At 65.6% G+C, this 23,143-nt stretch carries 17 protein-coding genes; 14 read left to right on the forward strand and 3 right to left on the reverse strand.

Features of this window, described 5'->3' with window-relative positions; translation table 11 throughout:
- Positions 1-40 precede the first annotated feature (40 nt).
- Complete coding sequence (locus ACEU5R_RS13725) at positions 41-838, reverse strand: thioesterase family protein (protein WP_392410548.1); 798 nt, start codon at positions 836-838, stop codon at positions 41-43.
- A gap of 506 nt (positions 839-1,344) precedes the next feature.
- On the opposite strand from ACEU5R_RS13725, the gene ACEU5R_RS13730 reads away from it, so the two are divergent.
- Entirely contained in the window at positions 1,345-4,017 is a 2,673-nt protein-coding gene (locus tag ACEU5R_RS13730) for a LuxR C-terminal-related transcriptional regulator (protein WP_392410549.1), read from the forward strand.
- Positions 4,018-4,032: 15 nt separating this feature from the next.
- Here ACEU5R_RS13730 and ACEU5R_RS13735 read toward each other — a convergent pair whose 3' ends face one another.
- A complete protein-coding gene (locus tag ACEU5R_RS13735; RefSeq protein WP_392410550.1) occupies positions 4,033-5,034 on the reverse strand; it encodes an NAD(P)H-dependent flavin oxidoreductase in 1,002 nt (333 codons plus the stop codon).
- Positions 5,035-5,187: 153 nt separating this feature from the next.
- Between ACEU5R_RS13735 and ACEU5R_RS13740 the strand changes: the two genes are divergently transcribed.
- From ACEU5R_RS13740 to ACEU5R_RS13800, 13 genes are all read left to right on the forward strand, one after another.
- Positions 5,188-6,309, forward strand: coding sequence for a fatty acid desaturase (locus ACEU5R_RS13740; RefSeq protein WP_392410551.1), 1,122 nt, complete (start codon positions 5,188-5,190; stop codon positions 6,307-6,309).
- A 32-nt stretch (positions 6,310-6,341) separates the two neighbouring features.
- On the forward strand, positions 6,342-7,415 hold the full coding sequence (locus tag ACEU5R_RS13745) for a 2Fe-2S iron-sulfur cluster-binding protein (protein ID WP_392410552.1): 1,074 nt from the start codon (positions 6,342-6,344) through the stop codon (positions 7,413-7,415).
- Positions 7,416-7,510: 95 nt separating this feature from the next.
- Positions 7,511-8,719 (forward strand): acetyl-CoA C-acetyltransferase, encoded by a 1,209-nt coding sequence (locus tag ACEU5R_RS13750; RefSeq protein ID WP_392410553.1) that lies wholly within the window; start codon positions 7,511-7,513, stop codon positions 8,717-8,719.
- A 5-nt stretch (positions 8,720-8,724) separates the two neighbouring features.
- Complete coding sequence (locus ACEU5R_RS13755) at positions 8,725-10,902, forward strand: 3-hydroxyacyl-CoA dehydrogenase NAD-binding domain-containing protein (protein ID WP_392410554.1); 2,178 nt, start codon at positions 8,725-8,727, stop codon at positions 10,900-10,902.
- Positions 10,903-10,907: 5 nt separating this feature from the next.
- On the forward strand, positions 10,908-11,696 hold the full coding sequence (locus ACEU5R_RS13760) for an enoyl-CoA hydratase/isomerase family protein (RefSeq protein ID WP_392410555.1): 789 nt from the start codon (positions 10,908-10,910) through the stop codon (positions 11,694-11,696).
- A gap of 33 nt (positions 11,697-11,729) precedes the next feature.
- Positions 11,730-12,539, forward strand: coding sequence for an SDR family NAD(P)-dependent oxidoreductase (locus ACEU5R_RS13765; protein ID WP_392410556.1), 810 nt, complete (start codon positions 11,730-11,732; stop codon positions 12,537-12,539).
- 7 nt (positions 12,540-12,546) lie between these two features.
- Positions 12,547-13,674 carry an acyl-CoA dehydrogenase family protein gene (locus ACEU5R_RS13770; RefSeq protein WP_392410557.1) on the forward strand — a complete coding sequence of 376 codons (1,128 nt, stop codon included), beginning with the start codon at positions 12,547-12,549 and terminating at the stop codon, positions 13,672-13,674.
- 55 nt (positions 13,675-13,729) lie between these two features.
- Positions 13,730-14,083: a hypothetical protein gene (locus ACEU5R_RS13775; protein WP_392410558.1), complete on the forward strand. Its 354-nt coding sequence runs from the start codon at positions 13,730-13,732 to the stop codon at positions 14,081-14,083.
- 162 nt (positions 14,084-14,245) lie between these two features.
- Entirely contained in the window at positions 14,246-14,956 is a 711-nt protein-coding gene (locus ACEU5R_RS13780; RefSeq protein ID WP_392410559.1) for an OmpW family protein, read from the forward strand.
- Between the two features lie 45 nt (positions 14,957-15,001).
- Positions 15,002-16,225, forward strand: coding sequence for an acyl-CoA dehydrogenase family protein (locus tag ACEU5R_RS13785; protein ID WP_392410560.1), 1,224 nt, complete (start codon positions 15,002-15,004; stop codon positions 16,223-16,225).
- A gap of 51 nt (positions 16,226-16,276) precedes the next feature.
- Positions 16,277-17,755, forward strand: coding sequence for an aldehyde dehydrogenase family protein (locus ACEU5R_RS13790; RefSeq protein WP_392410561.1), 1,479 nt, complete (start codon positions 16,277-16,279; stop codon positions 17,753-17,755).
- A 4-nt stretch (positions 17,756-17,759) separates the two neighbouring features.
- The gene (locus tag ACEU5R_RS13795; RefSeq protein ID WP_392410562.1) at positions 17,760-19,358 is read left to right on the forward strand and encodes a long-chain fatty acid--CoA ligase; all 1,599 of its coding nucleotides are present in this window, start codon (positions 17,760-17,762) and stop codon (positions 19,356-19,358) included.
- 27 nt (positions 19,359-19,385) lie between these two features.
- Complete coding sequence (locus ACEU5R_RS13800; RefSeq protein ID WP_392410563.1) at positions 19,386-20,999, forward strand: fatty acyl-CoA synthetase; 1,614 nt, start codon at positions 19,386-19,388, stop codon at positions 20,997-20,999.
- A gap of 46 nt (positions 21,000-21,045) precedes the next feature.
- On the opposite strand, the gene mobH is transcribed toward ACEU5R_RS13800, so the two are convergent.
- Complete coding sequence (gene mobH / locus ACEU5R_RS13805; protein WP_392410564.1) at positions 21,046-22,902, reverse strand: MobH family relaxase; 1,857 nt, start codon at positions 22,900-22,902, stop codon at positions 21,046-21,048.
- Between the last annotated feature and the right edge of the window lie 241 nt (positions 22,903-23,143).

Below are 23,143 nucleotides of genomic sequence, written 5' to 3' on the forward strand. Positions count from 1 at the left end.
GTATAGACCGCGTTCCACCACGCGGAGGTAAGCAGGCGGACTACGGATAGACCGCGATGGTCTGCCGTGCTCGGAGCACGGGGCTGCCGTCCTCGGACCACATGGACATGTCCTGGCTGCTGTACCCGGCTCCGGTATGCTCGGCCACGGAACGGGCTAGGTGCCATCCCGCGCCGCGGAAGGTCTCGCACAGGATGTCGACGTGCCAAGTCATGCTGCTGACGCGGATCAGGGCCGACTCCGTCAGCATCGTAGCCGGTGGCAGGGCATCGGCCAGCGCGATGATGCTGCTAGCGGTGTCGGCCGCATCCGCCGACCGATGGCGCAGCCATAGCGAGAGGTCCGGCCGCTGCGCGCCCGATGCGAGCTGGGCGCCTTGAGCCAGACGTGCCTCAAACTGGCGGGTGAAATGGGGCACCTCGGGCCGGTTGAAGTATGCAGGGCAGTCAACGGGGGCCGGAACCTCGCGCGCATGCTCGGGAATGGATGAATACGTGCTGGCGGTGTCGCGATGGGCGCCGAAGCAGAGCAAGGCGGTTAGCACGATCCTGTCATCCGAGCTGCACAGCACCTGGACGAAATCGCTGGATCGGCCCGATGCGAGCGGTTGTACGCAACTCTCGACCGATTCACCGGCGACGCCGGTGAAGGCGAATTGTGCGGAGCGCAATGGATGCGGCGACACGCCAGCGGCTTCGGCGCTGCGCACGGCAATCGCGGCGGTCAAGCCCCCGTAGAGGGTGCGGCCCTGACGCCATCCCTCGCCAGGGTTGACGCGGCCGCGGCCGTCGGCATTGGGCAACAGGGCACACATCAGGTCGTCAAAGTCAAATGTCATGGAGGGGCTAGTCGGCGTCGCGTCGGGTGAAGGATCGGAAAGGGTGGGAAGAACGACCCCCAGCCTACCGCGCTGCAGCATCCAGGGCCTGAACTAAAGTATGGGTGTCCATACGATGGTTTGGGGTCTAATGCGAATCTGGGATCGACGAGCCGAGCCAGACAGCCGACGGTCTGCATCCAGCCAATGACAGCCCCAGGCTGCACGTGGAGACTGTGATGAGCAAATTACAATTACAAGAGTTACGCATACACGCCTATCCTGACCTACCGATGGTCGCCGGCCCGACTGGGGCGCCCGATAGGCGGCCAAGCCTGCCTGCGGCCATGGGCCCGGGCACGGTTCAGCCTTCGGCTCCCTGGAAGGAGACGCGGTCACTAGCGGCGGATTCACGCTCAAGAAATTGGGCCGACGGGTCTTTCGACCAGGGCCTCCAATCGCAGCCTCCGCTCTTTTCGTTCCGTATCGTGCCGACAGCTGTCTCACGTGCACTGCAGACGGATCGCGTGCCGCCCGCCAAGCTCACCGCCGTCGTGGCGCCAATAGGGTACGGCAAGACCGTGCTGCTCAGCACGCTCTACCAGGATCGCGCGCGGTGGGATCAGGCCTCCTGGTGGTTCTGCCTTGACGAGCGCGATATCACCTTGGATCGGCTGCTCGATGGCCTGCAGGCGAAATTCGAAATGCCGGAAGGAGGCAGGCGCAGACCCGCGTCGGAGGCGACGGCCGCCATGCACCAGGGGGGCGAGCCCGACAGCGAGCGCATTCGCAGAGTAATCGACCGGCTGCAGGCGTGGCGGTCGCCCCTGATGTTGTTCATCGACAACCTCAACTATTGTCACGATCCTGCGGTGGGCGACTTGCTGGAACAGCTCGTTTTCCACACACCGCCGTGGATCTGGGTGGTGTGTTCGAGTACCGGGGCGCTCCCCATCGATCTGGTTCGCTGCAAGCTGGAAGGACAACTGACCCAGTACGGCACGGCGGATTTGAGTTTCGACGACGAGGCGGTGCGGGATGTCCTCGGTTCCGAGGTGTGCCAACGGCTGAGGCCCGAATCGCTCCAGGCGATCATGCGTCGTACCGAAGGCTGGCCCGCCGCCGTCAGGCTCATGCAGATTCTGCTGTCGTCCTCCCGTGATCCCGAGAAGACGCTGGCCGACTTCTCCAGCCTGGATCAGGACATCGCCACGCTGCTCAATACGCAGGTCCTCAACGAGTTCGATCCTGCGCTGAGAAGCTTCCTGCTTGCGCTGTCCCTGCTTCGCGACTTCGACGTCGCACTGGCCACGGAAGCGACCGGGGACGCACAGGCGGAAGGCCATCTGCGCTACCTGTGGACGCACAACGTGTTCCTCATTCCCGTCGATGGGGAGCAGCGCTATCGACTGCACAATCTCTTCCGCGAGTTCCTGCGTGCGCAGGCGGCCCGCGAGATGTCCGAGGATCACCGCAAGGCCGTGCTGGAGCGAGCCGCCCTGTGTTGCGAGCGCGAGGTGAGATGTGCGGACGCCATCGACTATGCGCTGTCTGCTGGCTCCAACCGAATAGCCGCGGAGATCCTGGAGCGCACCGCGCCGGTCTTCGTGCGGGACCTAGGCTATTTGCGCCGCTACCTGGACTGGATTAGCCAACTGCACGCCGTTGGCGAACACGGCGGCTGGGAGGCCGACTACTGGTACGTGTGGGCGCTGGTTTTTCGGCGGCGCTACGGACAGGCCCGTGAAGAAGTGGACCGCCTGGCCGAGCGCGTGGATCAGGCCAGGGACGCCGAACAGGGGCATACCAGGAAAGTCGCCCTGGTCGCGCGGCGGATCGAGATCATCCGCATCGCCTTGGCCGTCTATACGGATCGACTTCAAGAGGCCTATCAGCGCGCCGATCAATGGCTGAAGATGAGCGACCTGGAAGGTGGCGCGTTTGCCGACTCCCCATTCGACATCGCTACGGTCGCGAGTGGGGCTGCAATCGCCAGCGTCAGCGTTTGCCACCTAACGGAAGCCAGGCGAATGGTACGGGCGGCCTCGGCCAGCATCGGACAATCGGACAGTGCCTACGGGCACGGCTGGGTCGCCGCGGTTAACGCATTGGTTCTGCTGCGGGAAGGCGACTATTTGTCTGCTTACGGTGGCCTGGTCGATGCAATGTCAAGTGCGAAGCGTGAGTTGGGCGACCACGCCGCCATCGTCGGAAGCATGGCATTGCTAGCGGCGCGGGCCGCGGTTGAGATGGATCTGCGCGATGAGGCGCGTGATTTGTTGAGCCGTGGTGCGCATCAAATTACCACCCACGGGATTCTGGATACAGCGGCCCATGGCCTGGACGCCGCCGTAAAACTGTGGCCAGGCCAGGACACCGAGTCGCTGTCGCTAGCCTCGCTGCGTCGTATCGCGGCCGCCTATCCACCTCGCCTGAGCCTGATGCTGTCGTGTTTCATCGCGCGCCGGTACATCCAGCTCGGAAGGCTGGAGGAGGCGCGGCAGGAAGCCTGTGCGCTCGGCATTGATATCGAGTTCGACGCTGAGCTCTGCGCGAAGGCGCAGGCCGAGCATGGCGCCGCGTTTCGCGATCTGGTCCAGGCCACGCAACTCGAACTGCTTGTCGCCGCAGGAAGGCTCAAGACAGCCAGCAAGGCGATCAATGAAGAATCGGTGCGTGCACGCGCCGAAGGGCGAACAGAACGCTTGGTCGAGTTGGCTCTTGACGAGGCCTTCCTGAGCCAATGCACGACCCACAATACCGCGCCGGCCGCCAGGTACCTGACGCGCGCCATCTCCCTGGCATCGCGTCGCAGGCATCTGCGCCCGTTCCGAGACCGGCGCGACCTGATCGCGGGGCTGGTCAACAACACACGACTGAAGGACTGGCCCTTCGTGTCGGAGGAGGAGCGTCGCTTCTTCATCGAGATCTGCTCCGGGCTGAAAGTCGGCAATCCGATCCTGGACCAGATGCAGGAGCTGGACGGAGCGCATAGCCTGGGCGAGACGCCGACCACGCGCGAACTCGAACTCTTAGCCCTGATCGAGGCTGGGCTGTCCAACCAGGAAATTGCGGATCGTCTGACGCTGTCGGTGGCGACGGTGAAGTGGCACCTCTACAACCTTTACGCCAAGCTCGGTGTCAAGAATCGCGCCTCGGCGTTGGCGCGGGCGCGATCCTTGAATCTGTTGCAATGGTGACGGTGGCCGACCGGGCTACTGGTCTTTCAAGCCAAGGCGAGAAAGACGAGCGTGCCAGGGATCGGGATTGGCGTGTTGCTGGAGGCGCTGGATGGCCGCCTCGAACTCGGTTTCCATGCGGGCGATCAAGGTCGCAGTTGGCGGCGCGTCCTTGATCGCGCCGACCCCCTGGCCTGCCGACCAGATGTCCTTCCACGCCTTGCTCTTGTGATCCAGCTCCGTGGCGACGTCGATCTCGCCATGCGGCTCCAGGTCCGCCAGGTCGATGCCGTTGTCGTGCAGGCTTGGTTTCAGGAAGTTGGCCGGGACGCCGGAAATCTTGGGCGTATAGATCACGTCCTTCGCGCTCGCCTGCTGCACCATCTGCTTGTAGGCTGCACTGGCCAGGCTTTCCCGTGTCGCGATGAAGCGCGTTCCCGCACCAGCCAGGTCGGCGCCGGCGGCAATCGCAGCGGCGATATGACCACCGGTGCTGACCGCCCCTGCCAGCACGATCAGCTTGTCGGTGAGCTGGCGTAGTTCCGAGACGAAGGCGAAGGGGTTGAGGGTGCCGCCGTGGCCGCCGGCACCGGCCGAGACCGCGATCAGGCCATCCACGCCGGCTTCCAGCGCCTTCTCGGCATGGCGCACACTGATCACATCATGCAGCACCACACCGCCCTGGTCCTGGATCTTCAGCACCACGTCCCGCACTGCACCGAGCGAGGTGATGACTACCGGCACCCGATAGCGCAAGGTCAATTCCAGGTCGGCCTCCAGCCGGCGATTGCTGCCGTGCACGATGAGATTGACCGCGAAAGGCGCCACCTGCGAATTGCCCGGCAACGGGCCCTCGCGCAATCCCTCGGTGATGGTCTTCAGCCACTGCTCATAGCCTTGGGAGGTACGTTCGTTCAGTGCCGGAAACGAGCCGATCACGCCATTGCGTGATGCAGCAATTACGAGTTCGGGTCCAGACACCAGGAACATTGGCGAAACGATGAGGGGCAGTCGCAGCTGCGAAAGGTCGAGTGGCATGTAAATCTCCAGCGTGAGCGTGGCTTGTCGGTTTCCAGACTGTAGTGCCGTGCAGCATGGTCCAACCCAAACTAACGGTTGGGCCTCGGTCTCCTGAAAACGCAGATGATTTCCCCAAGCCGGCGTTGACTGGCGAATCTGCTGGAGACTGCCATGTTCGATTACCTGAAATACAGCTTGAATCCGCTCCTGCTCCTCGTATCGGGCTACGGACTCTGGGCCGGCGGCAACTACGTCTGGCTGGGAACCGGCGTGCTGTTTGGCATCCTGTTCTTCGACGCGTTCCTCAAGCCAGACCACTCGCTTCGGGATACGCGCTATCCCTGGCTCTACGACACCATTGTCTGCGTCCAGCTGACGCTGGCCTTCGGCCTCATCCTGCTCTATGCGCGACTGGTCGGGACCGGGCATTTCAGCACCACGTCCCAGCACGTCGGCGCCTTCGTGACCATGCTGTTCTCGCAGTTCGTGCTGGCGACACCTGCGTTGCACGAGCTGTTCCATCGCGAGAATTCCTTCCTGCGCTGGTTCGGCCGGATGGGCATGGTAATGATCTTCGACCCCTGGCGGGAGATCACCCACGTCGTGACCCATCACGTGCATACGGTGACGCCGACCGATCCCGACTACGCGCGCCGCGGCGACGACCTGTATGGCCATCTTTTTCGTACATTCCGTGGCCAGATCGTCGAGTCCTACCACCTGGAGAAGCAGATGTGGACCAAGCGCGACCGGCAATGGTGGGACCCGCGCAACGCCTGGGTCTGGCGGGCCGGCCTGCTGGTGGCCTTCGTCGCGGTGCTGTGGGCCATCGGCGGCTGGCAGGGTGCATTGGCGAGCGTGGCGGTGTGCCTGCTTGGGCCACGCACCTTCCTGGAGATCTTCAACTATTGCCAGCACTACGGACTGGTCACCGGCAAGCCGGGGCGCTTCGAGAATCACCAGACCTGGAATCACCTGACGCCCTTCGTGCGCATCCTGGCGCTGGAAATCACCAACCACGCCGGGCATCACCAGGACGGCTACAAGCCCTTCTACGAGCTGGTGCCGGACCGTGACGGCCCCAAGCAGCCGCAGTTCCTGATCTGCTTGCTGCTGTCCTTCGTGCCGCCGCTGTGGTTCGGGATGGTCCGGCCGCTGCTGCACGACTGGGACCGCCGCTACGCCAGCCCGCAGGAGCGCGAGATTGCCGAGGCGGAAAACATCCGCGCGGGCTGGGAAGACCTGAATGAAGACCCGGGTACGGCGCACCGTCGCTATGCGGCGGTGATCTGAACAAGCCACGCCCCTTCGTCAGGAGACTTCGCATGTCCAACCAAACCGTGGCGGCGCCAGCCGGCGCCGCCGTCAGCGCGCGGCGCTGCCAGATCACGCTCAGCAACGGCCAGGACGGCTTCGGCGTCGATCGCGGCGACTTGCTGCTGCTGTCAGCGCTGGAACAAGGCATCAACTATCCGCACAGCTGCCGGGTCGGCACCTGCGGACGCTGCAAGACCAGGCTGGTATCCGGCAGGATCAGTCCGCTGGTGGATTTCGCGCTTTCGCCTTTGACCAACGAGGAACTGCGCGACGGCTACATCCTGGCCTGCCAGGCCAAGGTGCGCAGCGACCTGACTGTCGACGTGGAACTGATCGAGCACGAGGTCGTGTTGCCGCAGTCCATCCCCGGCACCATCTCCGGCTGGAAACGCCTGCCCGGAGACGTCGTCGACCTGAGGATCGAGCTGGAACGACCACTGGTCTTCGAGGCGGGCCAGTATGCCGCGCTGGCAGTCTCCGGCTCGTTCGTGCGTCGCTCCTTCTCGTTCTACGACCCGCCTCCCGGCCCCGACGGCACGCAGGAGGTCGGTTTCCTGATCAAGTGCCTGCCGGGCGGCCGCTTCTCCGAATGGCTGGCCGCTCAGGATCGGCGCGGCGTGCGGATCTGGGTGGAGTCGCCGTTCGGGCAAATGGGCCTGGACGACATGCCGCGCGATGCCCTGTGCGTCGCCGGTGGCACCGGGATCGCGCCGATCCTGTCGATCGCCGAAGACCGGCTCAGGCGCTATCCGGACCACCGCGTGACTATCGTATTCGGGGTGCGCACGGGGTCTGACCTGTTCGCCATGGACAAGCTGGAATGGCTTCGCGACGTCGCGGGCCCAGGCCGGGTGCGGATCATCCCGGTGCTGTCCCACGAACCGGCCGACAGCCCCTGGGCCGGTCATCGCGGACTGGTGACCGAACCGCTCGGAGAAGCTCTCGCAGTGGACTATCGCCAGCTCAGCGCATTCGTGTGCGGCGCCCTGCCGATGGTGGTGGCGGTGGAAAAGCGGCTGCTCGCGCTGGGCGTGGACGCCACGCGCATCCATGCGGACAAGTTCGAGCCTTCCGGCAGCTGACGCGCCGCGGCCAGTCGCCCGATGAAACAACGCACCTATCCCTCAATTCACGGCTGCCGCAAGGCGGCCTCTTGCGACCAGAAGATGGAAGACCGATGACGACAGCCTATCTCTACGATCATGTCCGTACGCCGCGCGGCCGCGGCAAACCCGACGGCGCGCTGCACGAAGCCACCGCCGTGCACTTGGCGCAGACGGTCCTGGCCAGCCTGCGCGACCGAAACGCACTCGACACCAGCCGGGTGGACGACGTGATCTTCGGCGTCGTCAGCCCGGTGGGTGAGCAGGGGCAGTGTCTGCCACGGGTGGCGGCGCTGGCGGCCGGCTATGCCCAGGAAACTGCCGGCGTGCAGATCAACCGCTTCTGCGGCTCAGGCCTGGAGGCGGTTAACCTGGCCAGCGGCAAGATCGCCGCGGGTTCGGCCGATTTCGTCGTGGCCGGCGGCTGCGAATCAATGTCGCGCGTGCCCATCCTCTCCGACGGCGGCGCCTGGAGCGTCGATCCGCTGATCGCGGCGCTGACGCACTTCATCCCACAGGGGATCAGTGCCGACCTGATGGCGAGCAAGTGGCACTACAGCCGCGAAGCGCTCGACCGGTTCGCGGTGCGCAGCCACCAGCGGGCCGCGCGTGCCTGGAAGGAAGGACGCTTCAGCCGTTCCGTTATCCCGGTATACGACGTGCTGGGAGGATTGCTGCTGGACCATGACGAAGTCATCCGGCCGGACAGCAGCACTCAATCGCTGGGCGGGCTCAAGCCGTCCTTCGCCGACCTGGGAGCCAAGGGCGGCTTCGACGCGCTGGCTGTGGCGCGTTACCCGGAGGTCGAGCGGATCGACCACCGACACCATGCCGGCAATTCGTCGGCGATCGTCGATGGCGCCTGCGCCGTGCTGCTGGGCAGCCGGGAGGCAGGCGACGCCGCGGGGCTGAAGCCGCGTGCACGCATCCGCGCCTTCGCCGAGATCGGCTCGGAACCCACCATCATGCTGACCGCCCCGTCCTTCGCCGCCGAGAAGGCGCTCAAGCGGGCAGGCATGAAACCCGGCGACATCGACCTGTACGAGATCAACGAAGCCTTCGCCGCCGTGCCCCTGCGCTTCATCGATGCGCTGGGCATCGATCCGGAGAAGGTCAACGTCAACGGCGGCGCGATCGCGATGGGTCATCCGCTGGGCGCCACCGGCGCCATGATCCTGGGCACCGCGCTGGACGAACTGGAGCGCACCGGCGGCAGCACGGCGCTGGCGACCCTGTGCATCGGCGCCGGCATGGGCGTCGCCACCATCATCGAACGGGTGTGACCGCCATGACCACCGACACCTTTGGCCAGGATTTGCAGAACCTCACCATGATCAAGACCGAGATTTCCGACCGTATCGCCGTACTGACCATCGACATGCCCGGGCGCAGCATGAACGTGCTGACGCCGGCTTTCGCCCAGCAACTGCGCCAGGCCTTCGACGCTGTCGTGGCGGACGCGGGTGTGGATGGGATCGTCATCACCAGCGGCAAATCCAGCTTCATCGCCGGCGCGGATCTGGCGCAGATGGCGGGCTTCGCCGATCTCGACGAAAACGCGGCGCTGGAGGGGATCGCCGTCTACGGCAACCTGTTCCGCCTCATCGAGACGGCTGGCAAGCCGGTCGTGGGCGCCGCGCCGGGCCTGGCGCTGGGGGGTGGCCTGGAGCTGCTGCTGGCCACCCATTACCGCGTCGCGGTACCGACTGCCCGCTTCGGGCTGCCGGAAGTCAAGCTCGGGCTGCTGCCCGGCGCCGGGGGCACCCAGCGCCTGCCGCGGCTGGCCGGCATCGCTACCAGTCTGCCACTGCTGACCCAGGGCCGTGACCTGGACGCGCAGGCGGCGCTGAAGGCCGGCCTGCTTCACGAGGTGGTGGATCCAGGCAAACTGCTCGACGCCGCGCGTGCCGCGCTAGCCGCCGGCAAGGTCGATCCGGTGGCGCCCTGGGACAAGAAAGGCTACCGCTTGCCGGGAGGCGACGCCTACACGCCGTCGAACGCGGCGGCGCTGGCCGCCGCCAACGCCAGCGTGCAGGCCGCCTCGCGCGGCAATTACCCGGCGCCGCTGACCATCCTGCGCACGGTCTACGAGGGCAGCAAGTTGCCGATCGACAAGGCCTTGCGGCTGGAGCAGAAGCTGTTCGTCACGCTGGTGCGCGGACGTCCCGCGCAGAACCTGATTCGTACGATGTTCTTCGCCAGGCAGGCCGCCGACAAGCTGGCACGGCGGCCGGCGGAGGTTGCACCGAGCAAGGTTGGCAAACTGGGCATCCTGGGCTCGGGCTTCATGGGCGCGGGGATCGCCCAGGTGTCGGCGCTGGCGGGGATCGACGTCGTGCTGCTCGACCGCACGCAGGAGATCGCCCAGGCCAGCCGCGACGGGATCGCCAAGGCCCTGCAGGGCGAAGTGGACAAGGGGCGCCTGGCCGCCGAGGTGCGCGAACAGGCGCTGCAGCGCATCGTCGCTGCCGGTGACTATGCGCAATTCGCCGGCTGCGATCTGGTGATCGAGGCGGTGGTCGAGGACGAGCAGATCAAGGCCCAGGTGATCAAGGCGGCCGAGGCCGCGATGGGCGAGAAAGCGATCTTCGCCAGCAATACCTCGGCACTGCCCATCGACGACCTGGCCAGGTACAGCATACGTCCGGCGAACTTCATCGGCCTGCACTACTTTTCGCCGGTGCCGCGGATGGCGCTGGTCGAGGTAATCGTCGGCAAGGCCACCACGGATGAGACCCTGGCGCGCGCCTTGGACTACATCCGCCAGATCCGCAAGACCCCTATTGTGGTGCGTGATGGCTACGGCTTCTACACCACCCGCTGCGTGGACGCCTACATACGCGAGGGCATCCGCCTGGTCGCTGATGGCGCCGATCCGGTCAGGGTGGAGAACGCCGGCGTGGCGCTCGGCATGCCGGTCGGGCCGCTGGCGCTGGCCGACGAGGTCGGCGTGGACGTGTTGCACCACATCGCCCACTTCTTCCGCGGCCGCGAACAGGGCGACTGGGCCGACGACCGCCACCAGCGCGTGAACGCGATCATTGACGCGCTGGTTGAGGCCAAGCGCTTCGGCCGCAAGAAGGGGGCGGGCTTCTACGCCTATCCGGCCGGCGAGCCCAAGCACCTGGAACTCGCGCACATCTCGGGCCTGGCCAAGCCGCTGCCGGAAACGGCGCAGCCGTCGCAGGAGGCGATCCGCGAGCGGCTTCTGTACGCGCAGCTGCTGGAGGCCGCGCGCTGCTGGGCCGACGGCGTGGCCGAGGATGCCAGTGAGATCGATCTGGGCGCGATTCTCGGCTGGGCCTTTCCTTCCTATCTGGGTGGGCCGGCCTCGGCGATCGACGACATCGGCAGCGCCCGTGTCGTGGAGCGGCTGCAGCAACTGGCCGGTGAACTAGGACCGCGGTTCACGCCGCCGGCCAAGCTGGTCGAGGCGGCGGCTAGCGGCCTGCGCTTTCACGGGTGATCGCGATGGCCCTGGTCGAACTGGAAGTGGACGCATCCACCGGCATCGCGAAGGTGGTCCTCAATCGTCCCGAGGTGCTCAATGCCATTGACGTGCCGATGGCACGGGCGATCCGCGACGCGATCGTACCGCTGGGACAGCGCGACGACGTGCGCTGCATCGTGCTGGCGGGCGCCGGCAAGGCGTTCGTCGCCGGGGGCGATGTTGCGCGCTTCGCCGACGACTTCGAGACGGCGACCGAAGTGATCGACCAACTGCTCGATGCCCTGCACCCGGCAATTGAGACGCTGGCCAACCACGACGCGCCGGTGCTGGCCAGCGTGCGCGGCGCGGTGGCCGGCGCGGGCTTGAGCCTGCTGGCCGGCTGCGACCTGGTGGTCGCCACCGAGGACAGCCGGTTCCTGATGGCCTACGACCGGGTCGGGGCGCCGCCGGACTGCGGCGGCACCTGGTTCCTGCCGCGCAAGATCGGCGTACGCAATGCCGCCGAGCTGATGCTGCTGGGCCAGGCGTGGGACGCCGCCCGCGCGCTGCAGGCGGGACTGGTCAACAAGGTCGTCGCGCCGTCGCAACTGGACGAGGAGACGAACGCCTGGGCCACCCGGCTGGCGCAGCGGCCCACCCGCGCGCTCGGCGCCTACAAGCGGCTGGTGGCGCAAGCCGCGCACACGCCGCTGAATGCCCATCTGGAGGCCGAGCGCGACGCGTTCAAGCGGGCCACACGCAGCGCGGATTTCAGAGAAGGCGTGACGGCCTTTCTGCAACGGCGCGAACCGGTGTTTACCGGTCGCTGAGTTTCCTTCAATCCCTCTACAGGTAGTTGAGCCATGAGCGTACTGAAACTGAAAGACAAGGTCGTGCTGGTGACCGGCGCCGCTGGCGGCTTCGGCCGCTGCACCAGCGTGCTGCTGGCCCAGGCCGGGGCACGGGTGGTCGCCACCGATCTCGATGGCGAGGGCGCGGCGCAGACCGCCCGTCTGTGCACGGAACACGGCAGCCAGGCCTGGAGCTTCGCGCATGACGTCACCTCCGAACAGGACTGGCAGCGCGTCGTCGCGCAGGTCGGCGAGCAGGCCGACGGCCGCCTGGACGGCCTGGTCAACAACGCCGGGCGCATGCTGACCAAGCCGTTCCTGCGCACCAGCGTAGCGGAGCTGCGCACCCTGCACGCGATCAACGTGGAGAGCATCTGGATCGGCACGCAGACTGCCTATCCGTTGCTGGAAGCCGCGGCCAGGGCCAGCGGTGGTGCCTCGGTGGTGAATATCTCCTCGGTGTTCGGTCAGGTCGCGGCGGTGGCCCAGTCCGCCTATTCGGCGACCAAGGGCGCGATCACCGTGCTGACCAAGTCGGTGGCGGCCGAGTTCGCCCGCACCGGCAGCAACGTCCGCGTCAATTCGGTGCATCCCGGTCCGGGCAATACCCCGTTGCTGGCCAATGGCCTGAAGGAACTGCTGCAGGAAGGTCTGACCGGCTCTGCTGAGGAGGCGGCGGCCTTCGTGCGCGGACTGATGCCCAACGGCCGCTTGACCGAGCCCGAAGACGTCGCCGGTACGGTGTTGTTCCTGGTCTCGGATCTTTCCCGCAACGTCACCGGCGCCGAGTTCGACGTCGATGGCGGCTACACCGCGGTGTGAGCAAGTCATGGAAGAACAGCACGCGATGATCTACGAGACGGTGCGGCGCTTCTCGCGTGAAGTGCTGGCACCGGGCGCCGCTCGGCGAGAACACGAGAAAGCGATCGAACCCGAGGTCATCCAGGGACTGGCCGAACTCGGCCTGCTCGGCATGACTGTCTCACCCGACTACGACGGCGCCGGCGCCGACTACGTCGGCTATGCGCTGGCGCTGATGGCCGTGGCCGAGGGCGACGGTGCGGTGTCGACGATGATGAGCGTCCACAACGCGCCCTTCTGCGCCATCCTGGAACGCTATGGCTCGCCAGCGCAGAAAGAAGATGTCCTCAAGCCGGCTGCGCGCGGCGAGTTCATCGGCGCCTTCGCCCTGACCGAGAGCCACGCCGGTTCGGATGCCGCGGCGATCCGCACGCGTGCGCGGCGCGACGGCGCGCACTACGTCATCGACGGGGAGAAGCAATTCATCACCAGCGGCAAGATCGGCGCCTACGCCGTCGTGTTCGCCGTCACCGATCCCCCAAGGGGCAAGCAGGGGATCAGTGCGTTCCTGGTGCCCACCGATACGCCCGGTTACCACGTCAGCAAGATCGAGCAGAAGGCGGGCCAGAAGGCTAGCGACACCTGCAGCCTGAGCTTCGATGGAATGCGCCTGCCGGTCCTGGCGCTGATTGGCGAGGAAGGCGAAGGCTACAGGATCGCGCTGTCCAGCCTGGAGGCTGGGCGGATCGGTATCGCGGCACAGAGCGTCGGCATGGCCCAGGCGGCCCTGGACGCGGCGATCATCTACGCCCAGGAACGCAGTAGTTTCGGCAAATCGCTATTTGCGCATCAGGCGGTGGCCTTCCGGCTCGCCGATGCGCGCGCGCGCCTGGAAGCGGCGAGGCAGTTGGTGCTGTCGGCCGCACGCCTGAAGGACGCCGGTACGCCTGCGCTTCAGCAGGCCTGCATGGCCAAGCTGGTGGCGTCGGAGACGGCCGAACAGGTGTGTTCGGCGGCGCTGCAGACCTTCGGCGGCTACGGCTACGTCGAGGACTTTCCAGTGGAAAGGATCTGGCGCGACGCCCGCGTCTGCCAGATCTATGAGGGCACCTCGGACATTCAGAAAATCATCCTCGCGAGGGGATTGCAGCAATGACACCACGGTCGCCCAAGGCGGCCGCGGCCTCTAGCCACGCGAATGGAGAATAAAAATGAGCCTGATGCAATGGGCCTTCGTGTTGTTCGCCGCAGGTGCCTGTGGCGGTGTGTCCCTGGCACTGCTGGTTGCATTGAAGATCCGTTTCCCAGCCTGGTTCGGCACGGCGCACGGACTGCTTGGTCTCCTGGCCCTGATCGTGCTGTTCATCGCCAACCTGCACGCCGAAGACGCCACGCCTGCGTCGGCCTGGTGGGCCCTTGGCCTGCTGGCCGCTGCCTTGTCAGGCGGACTGATCTTCTTCCGAACCCTCTTCCCTGGACGAGCACCGCTGACGCTGGCCGCGTTGCATGGCGGATTGGCGTTAGCGGGTGTCTACCTGCTGTATCGCGCTGCGTTCGTGGGTTGAACCTCTGCTGCTGCGGCGCAATACGTGAGCACCAGACTTAGGGATGGGGTCACCCCAGCATTTCGCCGTAATGATGAAAGCAGTGGCGCGTGGAGACCGTGCTAACTGGGCGACGTTTTGCCTCGCCGTTTTCAAGTCGATACCTAATAAGAGAGACCTGACATGAACGATAGCTTGCCTTGCTTGCTGCTCAGAACAAGACAAAGAAATGCTTCATGGATCATCACCTGGTTTGTCCTGCTTGGACTGGCATTGGCCGGGAAGGTGTCCGCGCAGGAGAGTCCTTGGACGCTGCGCGCCGGCCCGGTCGGCGTGTTCTGGGACGAGTCGACCAAGGCAAAGGTTGCAGGTCAGACCATACCGGGTGGCGAGATCGACGTGAACACCAACTACTCACTCGGTCTCGATCTAGGTTACGACCTCACCGATCGATGGACTGTGCGCTTTGCCTTCGGTGTTCCTCCCAAGGCCAAGCTGACCACCGCCGGCTCCCTCGATGCGATGGTGCCTCCACTCTCCGGCAAACTCGGCGAGGTGCGCTACGGTCCGGCCGTGCTCAGTGCTGTGTACAAGTTCAATCCGAACGGTCGCATCGTCCCCTACCTCGGCGCAGGCGTCACCTACGTGCATGTCTTCAGCTCGAAGGATGGCGACGTGCGAGGGCTAGATGTCGATGACGCTTGGGGTGGCGTTCTGCAGGCCGGCTTCAGCGTCCCGCTGAAAGATCGCTGGTCATTCTTTTTCGACGTGCGCAAGTTGTTCGTTAGCACCAAGGCACGAGGAACGCTGCCCGCGCTTGGCGGCCCGCCGGCCGCCGTCAAGATCGATCTCGATCCGCTGATCGTCCATACCGGGCTCGAATATCGATTCTGATCTCTCCCAACCGACAGTGCCCCAGAGGCTGTACAGGATCACAACATGACCAACCCTATTCCGCGTCGTGCGGACAATCTGTTCAACGACGTACTGCTACCCGACGAGACGCGGGCCCTACGCCGGGAAATCAGGCAGTTCGCCGACGACGTCGTCGGGCCGGCAGCTCATCGGCTCAACACCACGCCGGAATCGCGCGATAGCTTCCCGCGCGACCTGTTCGACGCGATGGCCCGAGCGGGGCTGTATGCCATCCCGTTCGCCGCCGATGTCGGCGGAAGGGGGCTAGAGTTCCCCACGCTGGCCACGGTTACGGTGCTGGAAGAACTGGGCTACTACTCGCGTGGCCTGGCTTCGGCACTGTATGACGGCCAGGCAATCCTGGTCGGGCAGACACTCGATCGCGCCGGTGCGGCACTGCGCCAGCGCTATCTGCCCAAGCTGGTGCGCGGCGAGTTCGTCGGCAGTTTCGCCACCAGCGAGCCGGAAGCCAGCACCGACCTGTCACCGGCCAACATGCAGACAGTGGCGACAAGAAGTGACGGCGGCTGGCGCATCGATGGCAAGAAGCGCTGGATCACCAACTCGGTGGCCGCAGACTACATCGCCGTGCTGTGCCGCACCGGTGAGCGGCAGACGTTCTTCTTCGCGGACATGCACGCCGACGGCGTCTCGGTTGGCGACCCGGACCTGAAGATGGGCAACCACGCGCAACTGACCGCCGACGTCACCTTCGATGACGTGTTCGTCCCCGACGACCACGTCATCGGCCAGGTCGATGGCGGCCTGCGCGCGGCCCTGGGCGCGCTGATGCTTGGGCGCATGGGTATTGGTGCCATCGGTGTGGCCATGGCGCAGGCCGCATTCGATTTCGCCACCGACTACATCGGCCGGCGCAAGGTATTCGGTCAGCCGGTCGGCGCCTTCCAGCACTGGCAGTTCCGTTTCGCCGATCACGCGATGGGCCTGGAAAACGCCCGCAGCCTCTACCAGAAGGCGGCCCTGCTGTACGACCGCAGCGGGCAGGCGGAGACCGAGGCGGCAATGGCCAAGGTCGCCGGTTCGGAACTGGCGGTGGAGGTGGCCCGCGACGCGATTCAGTCCTGCGGGGCCTACGGCTTCGTGCGCACGCTGCGCGGAACAGGCGCGGACTTCCCGCTGGAATCGATCTACCGCGACGCCAAGATCGGGGAGATCTACGAGGGTGCCAACGAGGTACAGCGCTGGGTGGTGGCCCGGCGCATCTTCGGGCGGGACATCACCGGATGACCCTCGGCAGGGGCCGGTCTGTCGAAAACAATACTTGAGAAGGGCACGTTCATGAATCTGGAAAACCGCAGGATTGGAGACGTAGTGCTGCCTCCGGCCGCCAACTACATCGCTGGTGAGTTCGTCGAAACACCCGATGCGGATCGTATCGAGGTGCGCAACCCCGCCACGGGCGGGGTGTTCGCCGACATCCCGCGCAGCGGCCCGGGCGAGGTCGACCGCGCGGTGAAGGCCGCCCAGGCCGCGTTAGACGATCCGGCCTGGCGCGACATGACGCCGGCCGCGCGCGAGCGCCTGTTGCATCGCTTCGCCGACCTGCTGGAAGCCGACGCGGCCGGCACGGCGCAGTTGGAGAGCCTCGATGGCGGCAAGCCGATCGCCTTCTCCAGCACCATTGATGTCCCCTATGCGGTTGCATGGCTGCGCTATTACGCCGGATGGCCGAGCAAACTGGCTGGGAAGGTCCAGGTGCCCGCCATCCACGGCCCCAACTACCACGCCTACACCCTGCGTCAGCCGGTGGGCGTGGTCGGTTTGATCGTTCCTTGGAACTACCCTCTGGTGCTGGCGGTTTGGAAACTGGCGCCGGCCCTGGCGGCGGGCTGCACGGTGGTACTCAAGCCGGCGCAGAATACGCCGTTCTCGGCCTTGCGGCTGGCCGAACTGGCTGATCGGGCCGGGTTTCCTCCGGGCGTGTTCAACGTGGTGCTGGGCGACGGCAATACCGGCCAGGCCATCGTCGATCACCCGGGCGTGGCCAAGCTCTCGTTCACCGGGTCCACGCGTGTCGGCAAGCAGATCCTGGCCAGCGTCGCCAGGGACCTCAAGCGCGTCACCCTGGAGCTGGGCGGCAAGTCGCCGACCATCATTCTCCCCGACGCGGATCTGCAAAGCGCCATCCCCGGCGCGGCGCAGTCGGTCTTCGTCCACGCCGGACAGATCTGCTTCGCCGGCACGCGCCTGTTCGCACCACGCAAGCAGTTCGATCAGATCCTCGAAGGCGTCGCCCAGGTCGCGGCCGCATTCCCCGTCGGCGACCCGCTCGATCCAGCGACGCTGCTGGGACCTGTGATCAGCCAGGCGCAACTGGATTCGGTGCTGGGCAAGGTCGAGGCCAGCGTGAAGGCCGGCGCCACGGTGTTCAGTGGCGGTGGAAAGGTGGAGCGTGCGGGCTACTACATCGAGCCGACGATTCTGGTCACGGAGGATACGACCAATCCCGGCTTCCGGGACGAGTTCTTCGGTCCGGTGCTGGTCGCCACCCCCTACGACGATCTGGACGAGGTCGCGGCGATGGCTAACGACAGCGAGTACGGGCTTGCCGCCCACGTGCATACCCGCGACCTCGCGGCGGCCCACCAACTGGCGCGCAAGCTGCAGGCCGGCACGGTTTGGATCAACACCCAGCTCAGTCCCGATCCGGCCATGCCGTTCGGTGGCTTCAAGCAGTCGGGGTGGGGACGCGAAAACGGCGAAGATGTCTTCGACCACTACCTGGAAACCAAGAGCGTGATCGCGCGGATCGGATGAAGCAATGGACGACGGACAAACAATGATTGATCGCAGCGGTTTCACCCTGCGTTTCACCCAGGGCTTGCAGCGTGCCGCTCAGGTCTATCCGGATAGGGTCGCGACGATTTGTAACGGCCGCACGCGGACCTGGCGAGAGCTGGAGGGCCGCGTCGCCCGACTCGCCGCCGCGCTCAAGGCCAACGGCGCGCAGCACGGCGTGCGTATCGCGATGCTCGGCCTCAACTCGGATCGCTACCTGGAGTACTACCTGGCCGTTCCCTGGGCAGGCGGAGTGGTCAACCCCGTCAACTTTCGCTGGAGCCAGGCCGAGATTGAGCACGCGCTCAAGGATTCGCGCTCGCAGATCCTGTTCGTCGACGACAGCTTCGCCGGCTACGTGGATGCGTTGAGGGAATCGTGCACCGACCTGCAGGCTGTTATCTTCTGCGGTGATGGCGAGTGCCCAGTCGGATGCCTCGCCATGGAACGGCTCATCGACACTCATGCCCCTGTCGACGACGCCGGGTGCGGTGGCGACGACGTCTTCGGCGTTTTCTATACCGGCGGAACGACAGGGCCGGCCAAGGGTGTCCTGCTGTCGCACAGTAATGTGCTGACGGGGGCGATGGGGCCTATGCTCGAAGGCATCTATACGGGGCAAGCGGTTTCGCTGCACGCGGCGCCAATGTTCCATCTCGCCGATTTGACCAATACGGCCGGACAGACCTTGCGAGGCGGCACACACGTTTTTCTGGCGCAGTACCGCCCCGAAGTGGTGCTGGAGCTGATCGAGCGCCACCGGATCAGCGACATTCTGCTGGTGCCGGCGATGCTGCAGGCCTTGATCGATCATAAGTCCTTCGCGTCCACCGACGTAAGCTCGGTCCGCAACGTGATCTACGGAGCTTCACCGGCGCCGGAGGCGTTCATTGACCGCGCCCTCAAAGCATTCCCCGGCGCGTTGTTCCATCAGATCTACGGGATGACGGAGACGGGTGGCACCATCACCGTGCTGCCGCCGGAGCAGCATGATCCGCAACGCAGGAAGCCTGGTCTTCTGCGTTCGGCGGGGCGCAGCTTCTGCCATACCCTGGTTCGCATCAACGCGGCCGATGGCAGCGAGGCGGCGCGGGGCAGCATCGGCGAAATCGTCGTGCGCGGTCCAAACATCATGCAGGGCTATCTGAACCAGCCTGCCGCCACGGCGACCACGCTGCGCGACGCCTGGATGCACACCGGCGACGTCGGCTACATGGACGAGCAAGGCTATGTGTTCATCGTCGACCGGCTCAAGGACATGATCATTTCAGGTGGGGAGAACGTCTACTGCCACGAGGTCGAGAACGCAATCGCCAGCCACCCCGCCGTCGGATCGTGCGCGGTGATCGGCATTCCCAGCGAACAATGGGGTGAATCGGTCCACGCCATCGTGACACTCGGGGAAGGCGAATCGCTGACCTTCGAGGAGCTGGATGCGCATTGCCGTGCGCTGATAGCGGGCTACAAGTGTCCTCGCAGTCTGGAGATCGCCCAATCCCTGCCAATGTCCGGCGCTGGGAAGCTGCTCAAGACCGAGCTGCGCAAGCCGTTCTGGGAAGGAAGGACACGGAGTGTCAACTGAGCCGTTCACGCGGCGCGGGAGTAAACGATGGACCTACTGAACGACACCATCCGCCGCGCACGCCGTCACACGCTGGGCGACGTCTTGCGGCGCAGCGCCCGGCGCTACCCCGACAAGCTCGCGGTCAAGTTCGGCGACACCAGCTGGACGTACCGCGAGTACGACGAACTGTGCAGCCGGCTGGCCTCCGGCCTGGTTGCCCAGGGCATCGCCACAGGCGACCGCGTGGCCATCCTGGCGCGCAACTCCAACGCGTTCGTGGCGCTACGGTTTGCCGCTGCGCGCCTGGGCGCGGTCTTCGTCCCGATCAATTTCATGCTCACCGCGCGCGAGGTCGGTTTCATCCTGGGCAACTCTGGGGCCAAGACGCTCTACTTCGACAGCGAGTGCCAGGCGGTGGCGCTGGAAGCGGCCACTGCGGCCGGCATCACCGCGGTGTGGTGCCCGAACGCGGAGCAGGCGGCGGGGCTTCAGGCGCCGCCACGATGCCGAACGTTCGACGACGTGCTGGCGCAGGGAGATGCTCCTGTCGATGGCGACTTGGATGACACTCTGCCGGCGCAGATCATCTACACCAGCGGCACCGAATCCCATCCGAAAGGAGCTGTCCTGACCCATGCGGCCGTGATTGCGGAATACGTGACCTGCAACGTGGACAACGAAGTCCAGGCCGACGATCGCCTGCTGCATGCGCTGCCGCTGTTCCACTGTGCGCAACTCGACGTCTTCTTCGGGCCGGCCGTCCACGCCGGAGCGAGCAGCGTGATCACCAGCCAGGCCACGCCCGTCAATATCCTGGCGAAAATCAGGAAGGAAGGCATTACCTCGTTCTTCGCCCCCCCGACCGTGTGGATCGCGCTGCTGCGTTCGCCGGAGTTCGACAGCGCCGCCTTCGCCCAGGTGACGAAGGGCTACTACGGGGCTTCGATCATGCCGGTGGAAGTACTCAAGGAACTGCAGCGGCGCCTTCCCGGCCTGCGTCTGTGGAACCTCTACGGGCAGACCGAGATCGCTCCCATGGCTTCCGTACTCAAGCCGCAGGATCAGCTGCGCAAGGCCGGATCCGCCGGACGCCCGGTCATCAACGTCGAGACCCGTCTGGTCGACGATGCGATGAAAGATGTGGCCGTTGGCGAGATCGGCGAGATTGTGCATCGCTCGCCGCAGCTCATGACCGGCTACTTCGGCGACCCGGCGCGGACAGCGGAAGCCTTCCAGGGGGGCTGGTTCCATAGCGGCGACCTGGGCTATCGGGATGAGGAAGGCTATCTCTACGTGGTCGACCGCAAGAAAGACATGATCAAGACTGGCGGCGAGAACGTCGCCAGCCGCGAGGTGGAGGAATTCCTCTACGGAATCGACGGTGTTGCGGAGGTCGCGGTCGTCGGCGTTTCCCATCCGGAATGGGTAGAAGAGGTGGTCGCGGTGATCGTCCGCAAGCCGGACAGCCGCCTGACCGTGGACGATGTGCTGGCCGCCTGCAGGCAGGGGCTGGCGAGGTACAAGACGCCCAAGCGCGTCGTCTTCCAGGACGCCTTGCCCAAGAACCCGTCCGGCAAGCTGTTAAAGCGCGACTTGCGATTGCAGTTGGCGTCCGAGTCCGTGCTGCCCGACACGTCATCCGCCTCCAGGATCGAATGATGAAAGTGCAACTGCCATCGGGCAAATAAAGTCGCGCGACTTGAACCTACGAGTCATCCTTGAGGGAAAGATAAGGGTTATTGGGCAGGATTTCGCCGAATAAGAATTGCGGTTCACGAAGCAAATAGCCGTGCAAGTGACGAGACTTGCGAGGCCCCGTCACTTCACAGGTCCAGATGTTCAAGCCGTTGGGCTGTTTGCGGTGCTGTTGCAGCCGCTCGAAACGCTTCTGCACCCATTGCCAATCCTGCTGGTTGTCCTGCTTGGCCAGCGCACCCACCTGCGGGTGCTCCTGCGCATATCGCTGGAATACGCCGGGGCTCACCAGGTAGGCGGTATCGCCCACGGTATGTACGAGCGCCTTCGCGTCGTTGATGATGAGCCGCCGCGAGGCGACGCCCTGTTGCAGCCATGCCATGAAGTGCTCACCGGATGGCTGCGCGGCCGTAGGCGCAGGCGCTGGTGATGGAGGCAGTGGCTTGGCCACGGACGATGCAGGCATTTCGGGGACTGCGGCAGGCGCTTCGACCGAGACGGCTTCTGCATCCTGCCGGGCGGCAGGCAAATCACCCATTCCCACCATCGCGAGCATGTCTTCCATGACATCGGGCACGGCCTGGGCAGCGGACGGGTGAACCGAGGCAGCGGCGCCGTCGGCGTCCGTCCACGGAGCGGGCGGCTGATCTTCGGCGGGTGGCATTGCCGCGACCGCCGGCGTTCGCACCGCAGCATCGGCCTCTTTGTCGGCCGGTGTCATGTCGACCGCCACCGTCCCGGCGAACGGCGCCGGCCGCTCGCCCGGCTCCCAAATCAGCGCAGGCGCCAGCCGCAGCAGGGTGAACGAGTGGGACCAGCCAGTGGAACTGGTTACGGTCGCGCGCCAGATCGCCTTGCCGTCGGGCGTCGGGTGCAATATGCCGTGGTCCTGGAGCACGTTGAACACCGCGGTGTTGTTCGCAGGGATGCCATCGACGCCCTGGGACAGCAGGTGCGCGCGGAGCTTGTCGGAAACGGTCTTGCTCACCAGCCATAGCGCATCGTCCGTGAGCCAGCCATCGGAGGCTTCGGGTTGGTTCAGTTTCAGCTCTTCCTTGAGCAGGTAGCGCAGCCCGTTGACCAGCTTGCGTTGGAGCGAGTGCTTGGGTGCGGCCATGGCGCGCGCGGGATCGCCGCCCAGCTCCTGGGCGACGGAGGCGCGGTCGGCCTGCACGACCAGTTCGCCCAGCACCCCGGCGTGCTCGTATTGACCGGCCAGGACGTAGAGCAACGGCGCCCACAAGGATGGATAGCCACTGAGCCAGTCCAGAAGGTCGCGGTCGAGCAGTTGCCGGTAGAGCAAGCCTGCCGCGGCGCTGTGGAGCCGGTACTCGCGGTCGGGGTTGTAGCGGAAGCGGTAAGGCTGGCGCAGTGGGCCGTGCCACGGGTGCCAGGTGCTGCCGTCGGCCAGCTCGACGTGCAGATCGACCGCCACCTTGCCGATGTCATGGAGCAGCGCGGCATAGGCGATGGCCGCAGTCCAGGCTTCGGCCTGCGCGGCCTGGTCCTCGGGGGTGGCGCCGATGGGCAGCAGATGGGACTGCCGCAGCTTGAGCGCGTAGGCGACGATTTCGAGGCCGTGGTCGAGCATGCCACCGGGGTATGCGTGGTGGTGTGCTTCGGAGGCCGGGAAGACCTGGACCAGCTCGGCGTAGCGCTCCAGTGGCGCGCGGTACAGGGTGGCGAACTGCTTGCGCGAGAGCGAGGTGCGCTGCCAGATGTGCTCCAACAACTTCTGCCGGCGCGGGGTGGCCAGCAGCGATGCGGCCGACTCCGGCCGCATCAACCCTTTCGGGAGATCGACGGCGGGGGCTGGCGACGGCGCGGCAGCGACCGGGGGCCGTTTTCGCTGGAACAAGGAGAGCATGTCGGTGTCCTGATGGCGGGCCGGGCGGGAGGCCTTTTGGCCTTTTCGAGGTAGGGCCTTTCCCCTTGCACCCCATTCCCTTGCCGTTTCGACCCTTTGGCCTTTAACCGTTTCGGTATAGCGGGGCCTGGGCTGCGGCTCCAGCGTCAATGTGGAACCCACACGAATGGATTGGACGGCGACCTGGCGCTGGCCCCGGCCTATGCTGCCGGGACGCTACACCGCCACGTAGGCTTCCCAC

The organism is Achromobacter sp. 413638, assembly GCF_043119405.1.
In the GTDB taxonomy this organism is placed as follows: domain Bacteria; phylum Pseudomonadota; class Gammaproteobacteria; order Burkholderiales; family Burkholderiaceae_B; genus Achromobacter.

What these genes read in the sequence shown, in the direction of transcription:
- ACEU5R_RS13740 (WP_392410551.1), top strand. Translation starts at nt 5,188, where the DNA reads ATGTTCGATTACCTGAAATACAGCTTGAATCCGCTCCTGCTCCTCGTA.
- ACEU5R_RS13790 (WP_392410561.1), top strand. Translation starts at nt 16,277, where the DNA reads ATGAATCTGGAAAACCGCAGGATTGGAGACGTAGTGCTGCCTCCGGCC.
- ACEU5R_RS13755 (WP_392410554.1), top strand. Translation starts at nt 8,725, where the DNA reads ATGACCACCGACACCTTTGGCCAGGATTTGCAGAACCTCACCATGATC.
- ACEU5R_RS13775 (WP_392410558.1), top strand. Translation starts at nt 13,730, where the DNA reads ATGAGCCTGATGCAATGGGCCTTCGTGTTGTTCGCCGCAGGTGCCTGT.
- ACEU5R_RS13785 (WP_392410560.1), top strand. Translation starts at nt 15,002, where the DNA reads ATGACCAACCCTATTCCGCGTCGTGCGGACAATCTGTTCAACGACGTA.
- ACEU5R_RS13780 (WP_392410559.1), top strand. Translation starts at nt 14,246, where the DNA reads ATGAACGATAGCTTGCCTTGCTTGCTGCTCAGAACAAGACAAAGAAAT.
- ACEU5R_RS13765 (WP_392410556.1), top strand. Translation starts at nt 11,730, where the DNA reads ATGAGCGTACTGAAACTGAAAGACAAGGTCGTGCTGGTGACCGGCGCC.
- ACEU5R_RS13745 (WP_392410552.1), top strand. Translation starts at nt 6,342, where the DNA reads ATGTCCAACCAAACCGTGGCGGCGCCAGCCGGCGCCGCCGTCAGCGCG.
- ACEU5R_RS13750 (WP_392410553.1), top strand. Translation starts at nt 7,511, where the DNA reads ATGACGACAGCCTATCTCTACGATCATGTCCGTACGCCGCGCGGCCGC.
- mobH (WP_392410564.1), bottom strand. Translation starts at nt 22,902, where the DNA reads ATGCTCTCCTTGTTCCAGCGAAAACGGCCCCCGGTCGCTGCCGCGCCG.
- ACEU5R_RS13795 (WP_392410562.1), top strand. Translation starts at nt 17,760, where the DNA reads ATGGACGACGGACAAACAATGATTGATCGCAGCGGTTTCACCCTGCGT.
- ACEU5R_RS13725 (WP_392410548.1), bottom strand. Translation starts at nt 838, where the DNA reads ATGACATTTGACTTTGACGACCTGATGTGTGCCCTGTTGCCCAATGCC.
- ACEU5R_RS13760 (WP_392410555.1), top strand. Translation starts at nt 10,908, where the DNA reads ATGGCCCTGGTCGAACTGGAAGTGGACGCATCCACCGGCATCGCGAAG.
- ACEU5R_RS13800 (WP_392410563.1), top strand. Translation starts at nt 19,386, where the DNA reads ATGGACCTACTGAACGACACCATCCGCCGCGCACGCCGTCACACGCTG.
- ACEU5R_RS13770 (WP_392410557.1), top strand. Translation starts at nt 12,547, where the DNA reads ATGGAAGAACAGCACGCGATGATCTACGAGACGGTGCGGCGCTTCTCG.
- ACEU5R_RS13735 (WP_392410550.1), bottom strand. Translation starts at nt 5,034, where the DNA reads ATGCCACTCGACCTTTCGCAGCTGCGACTGCCCCTCATCGTTTCGCCA.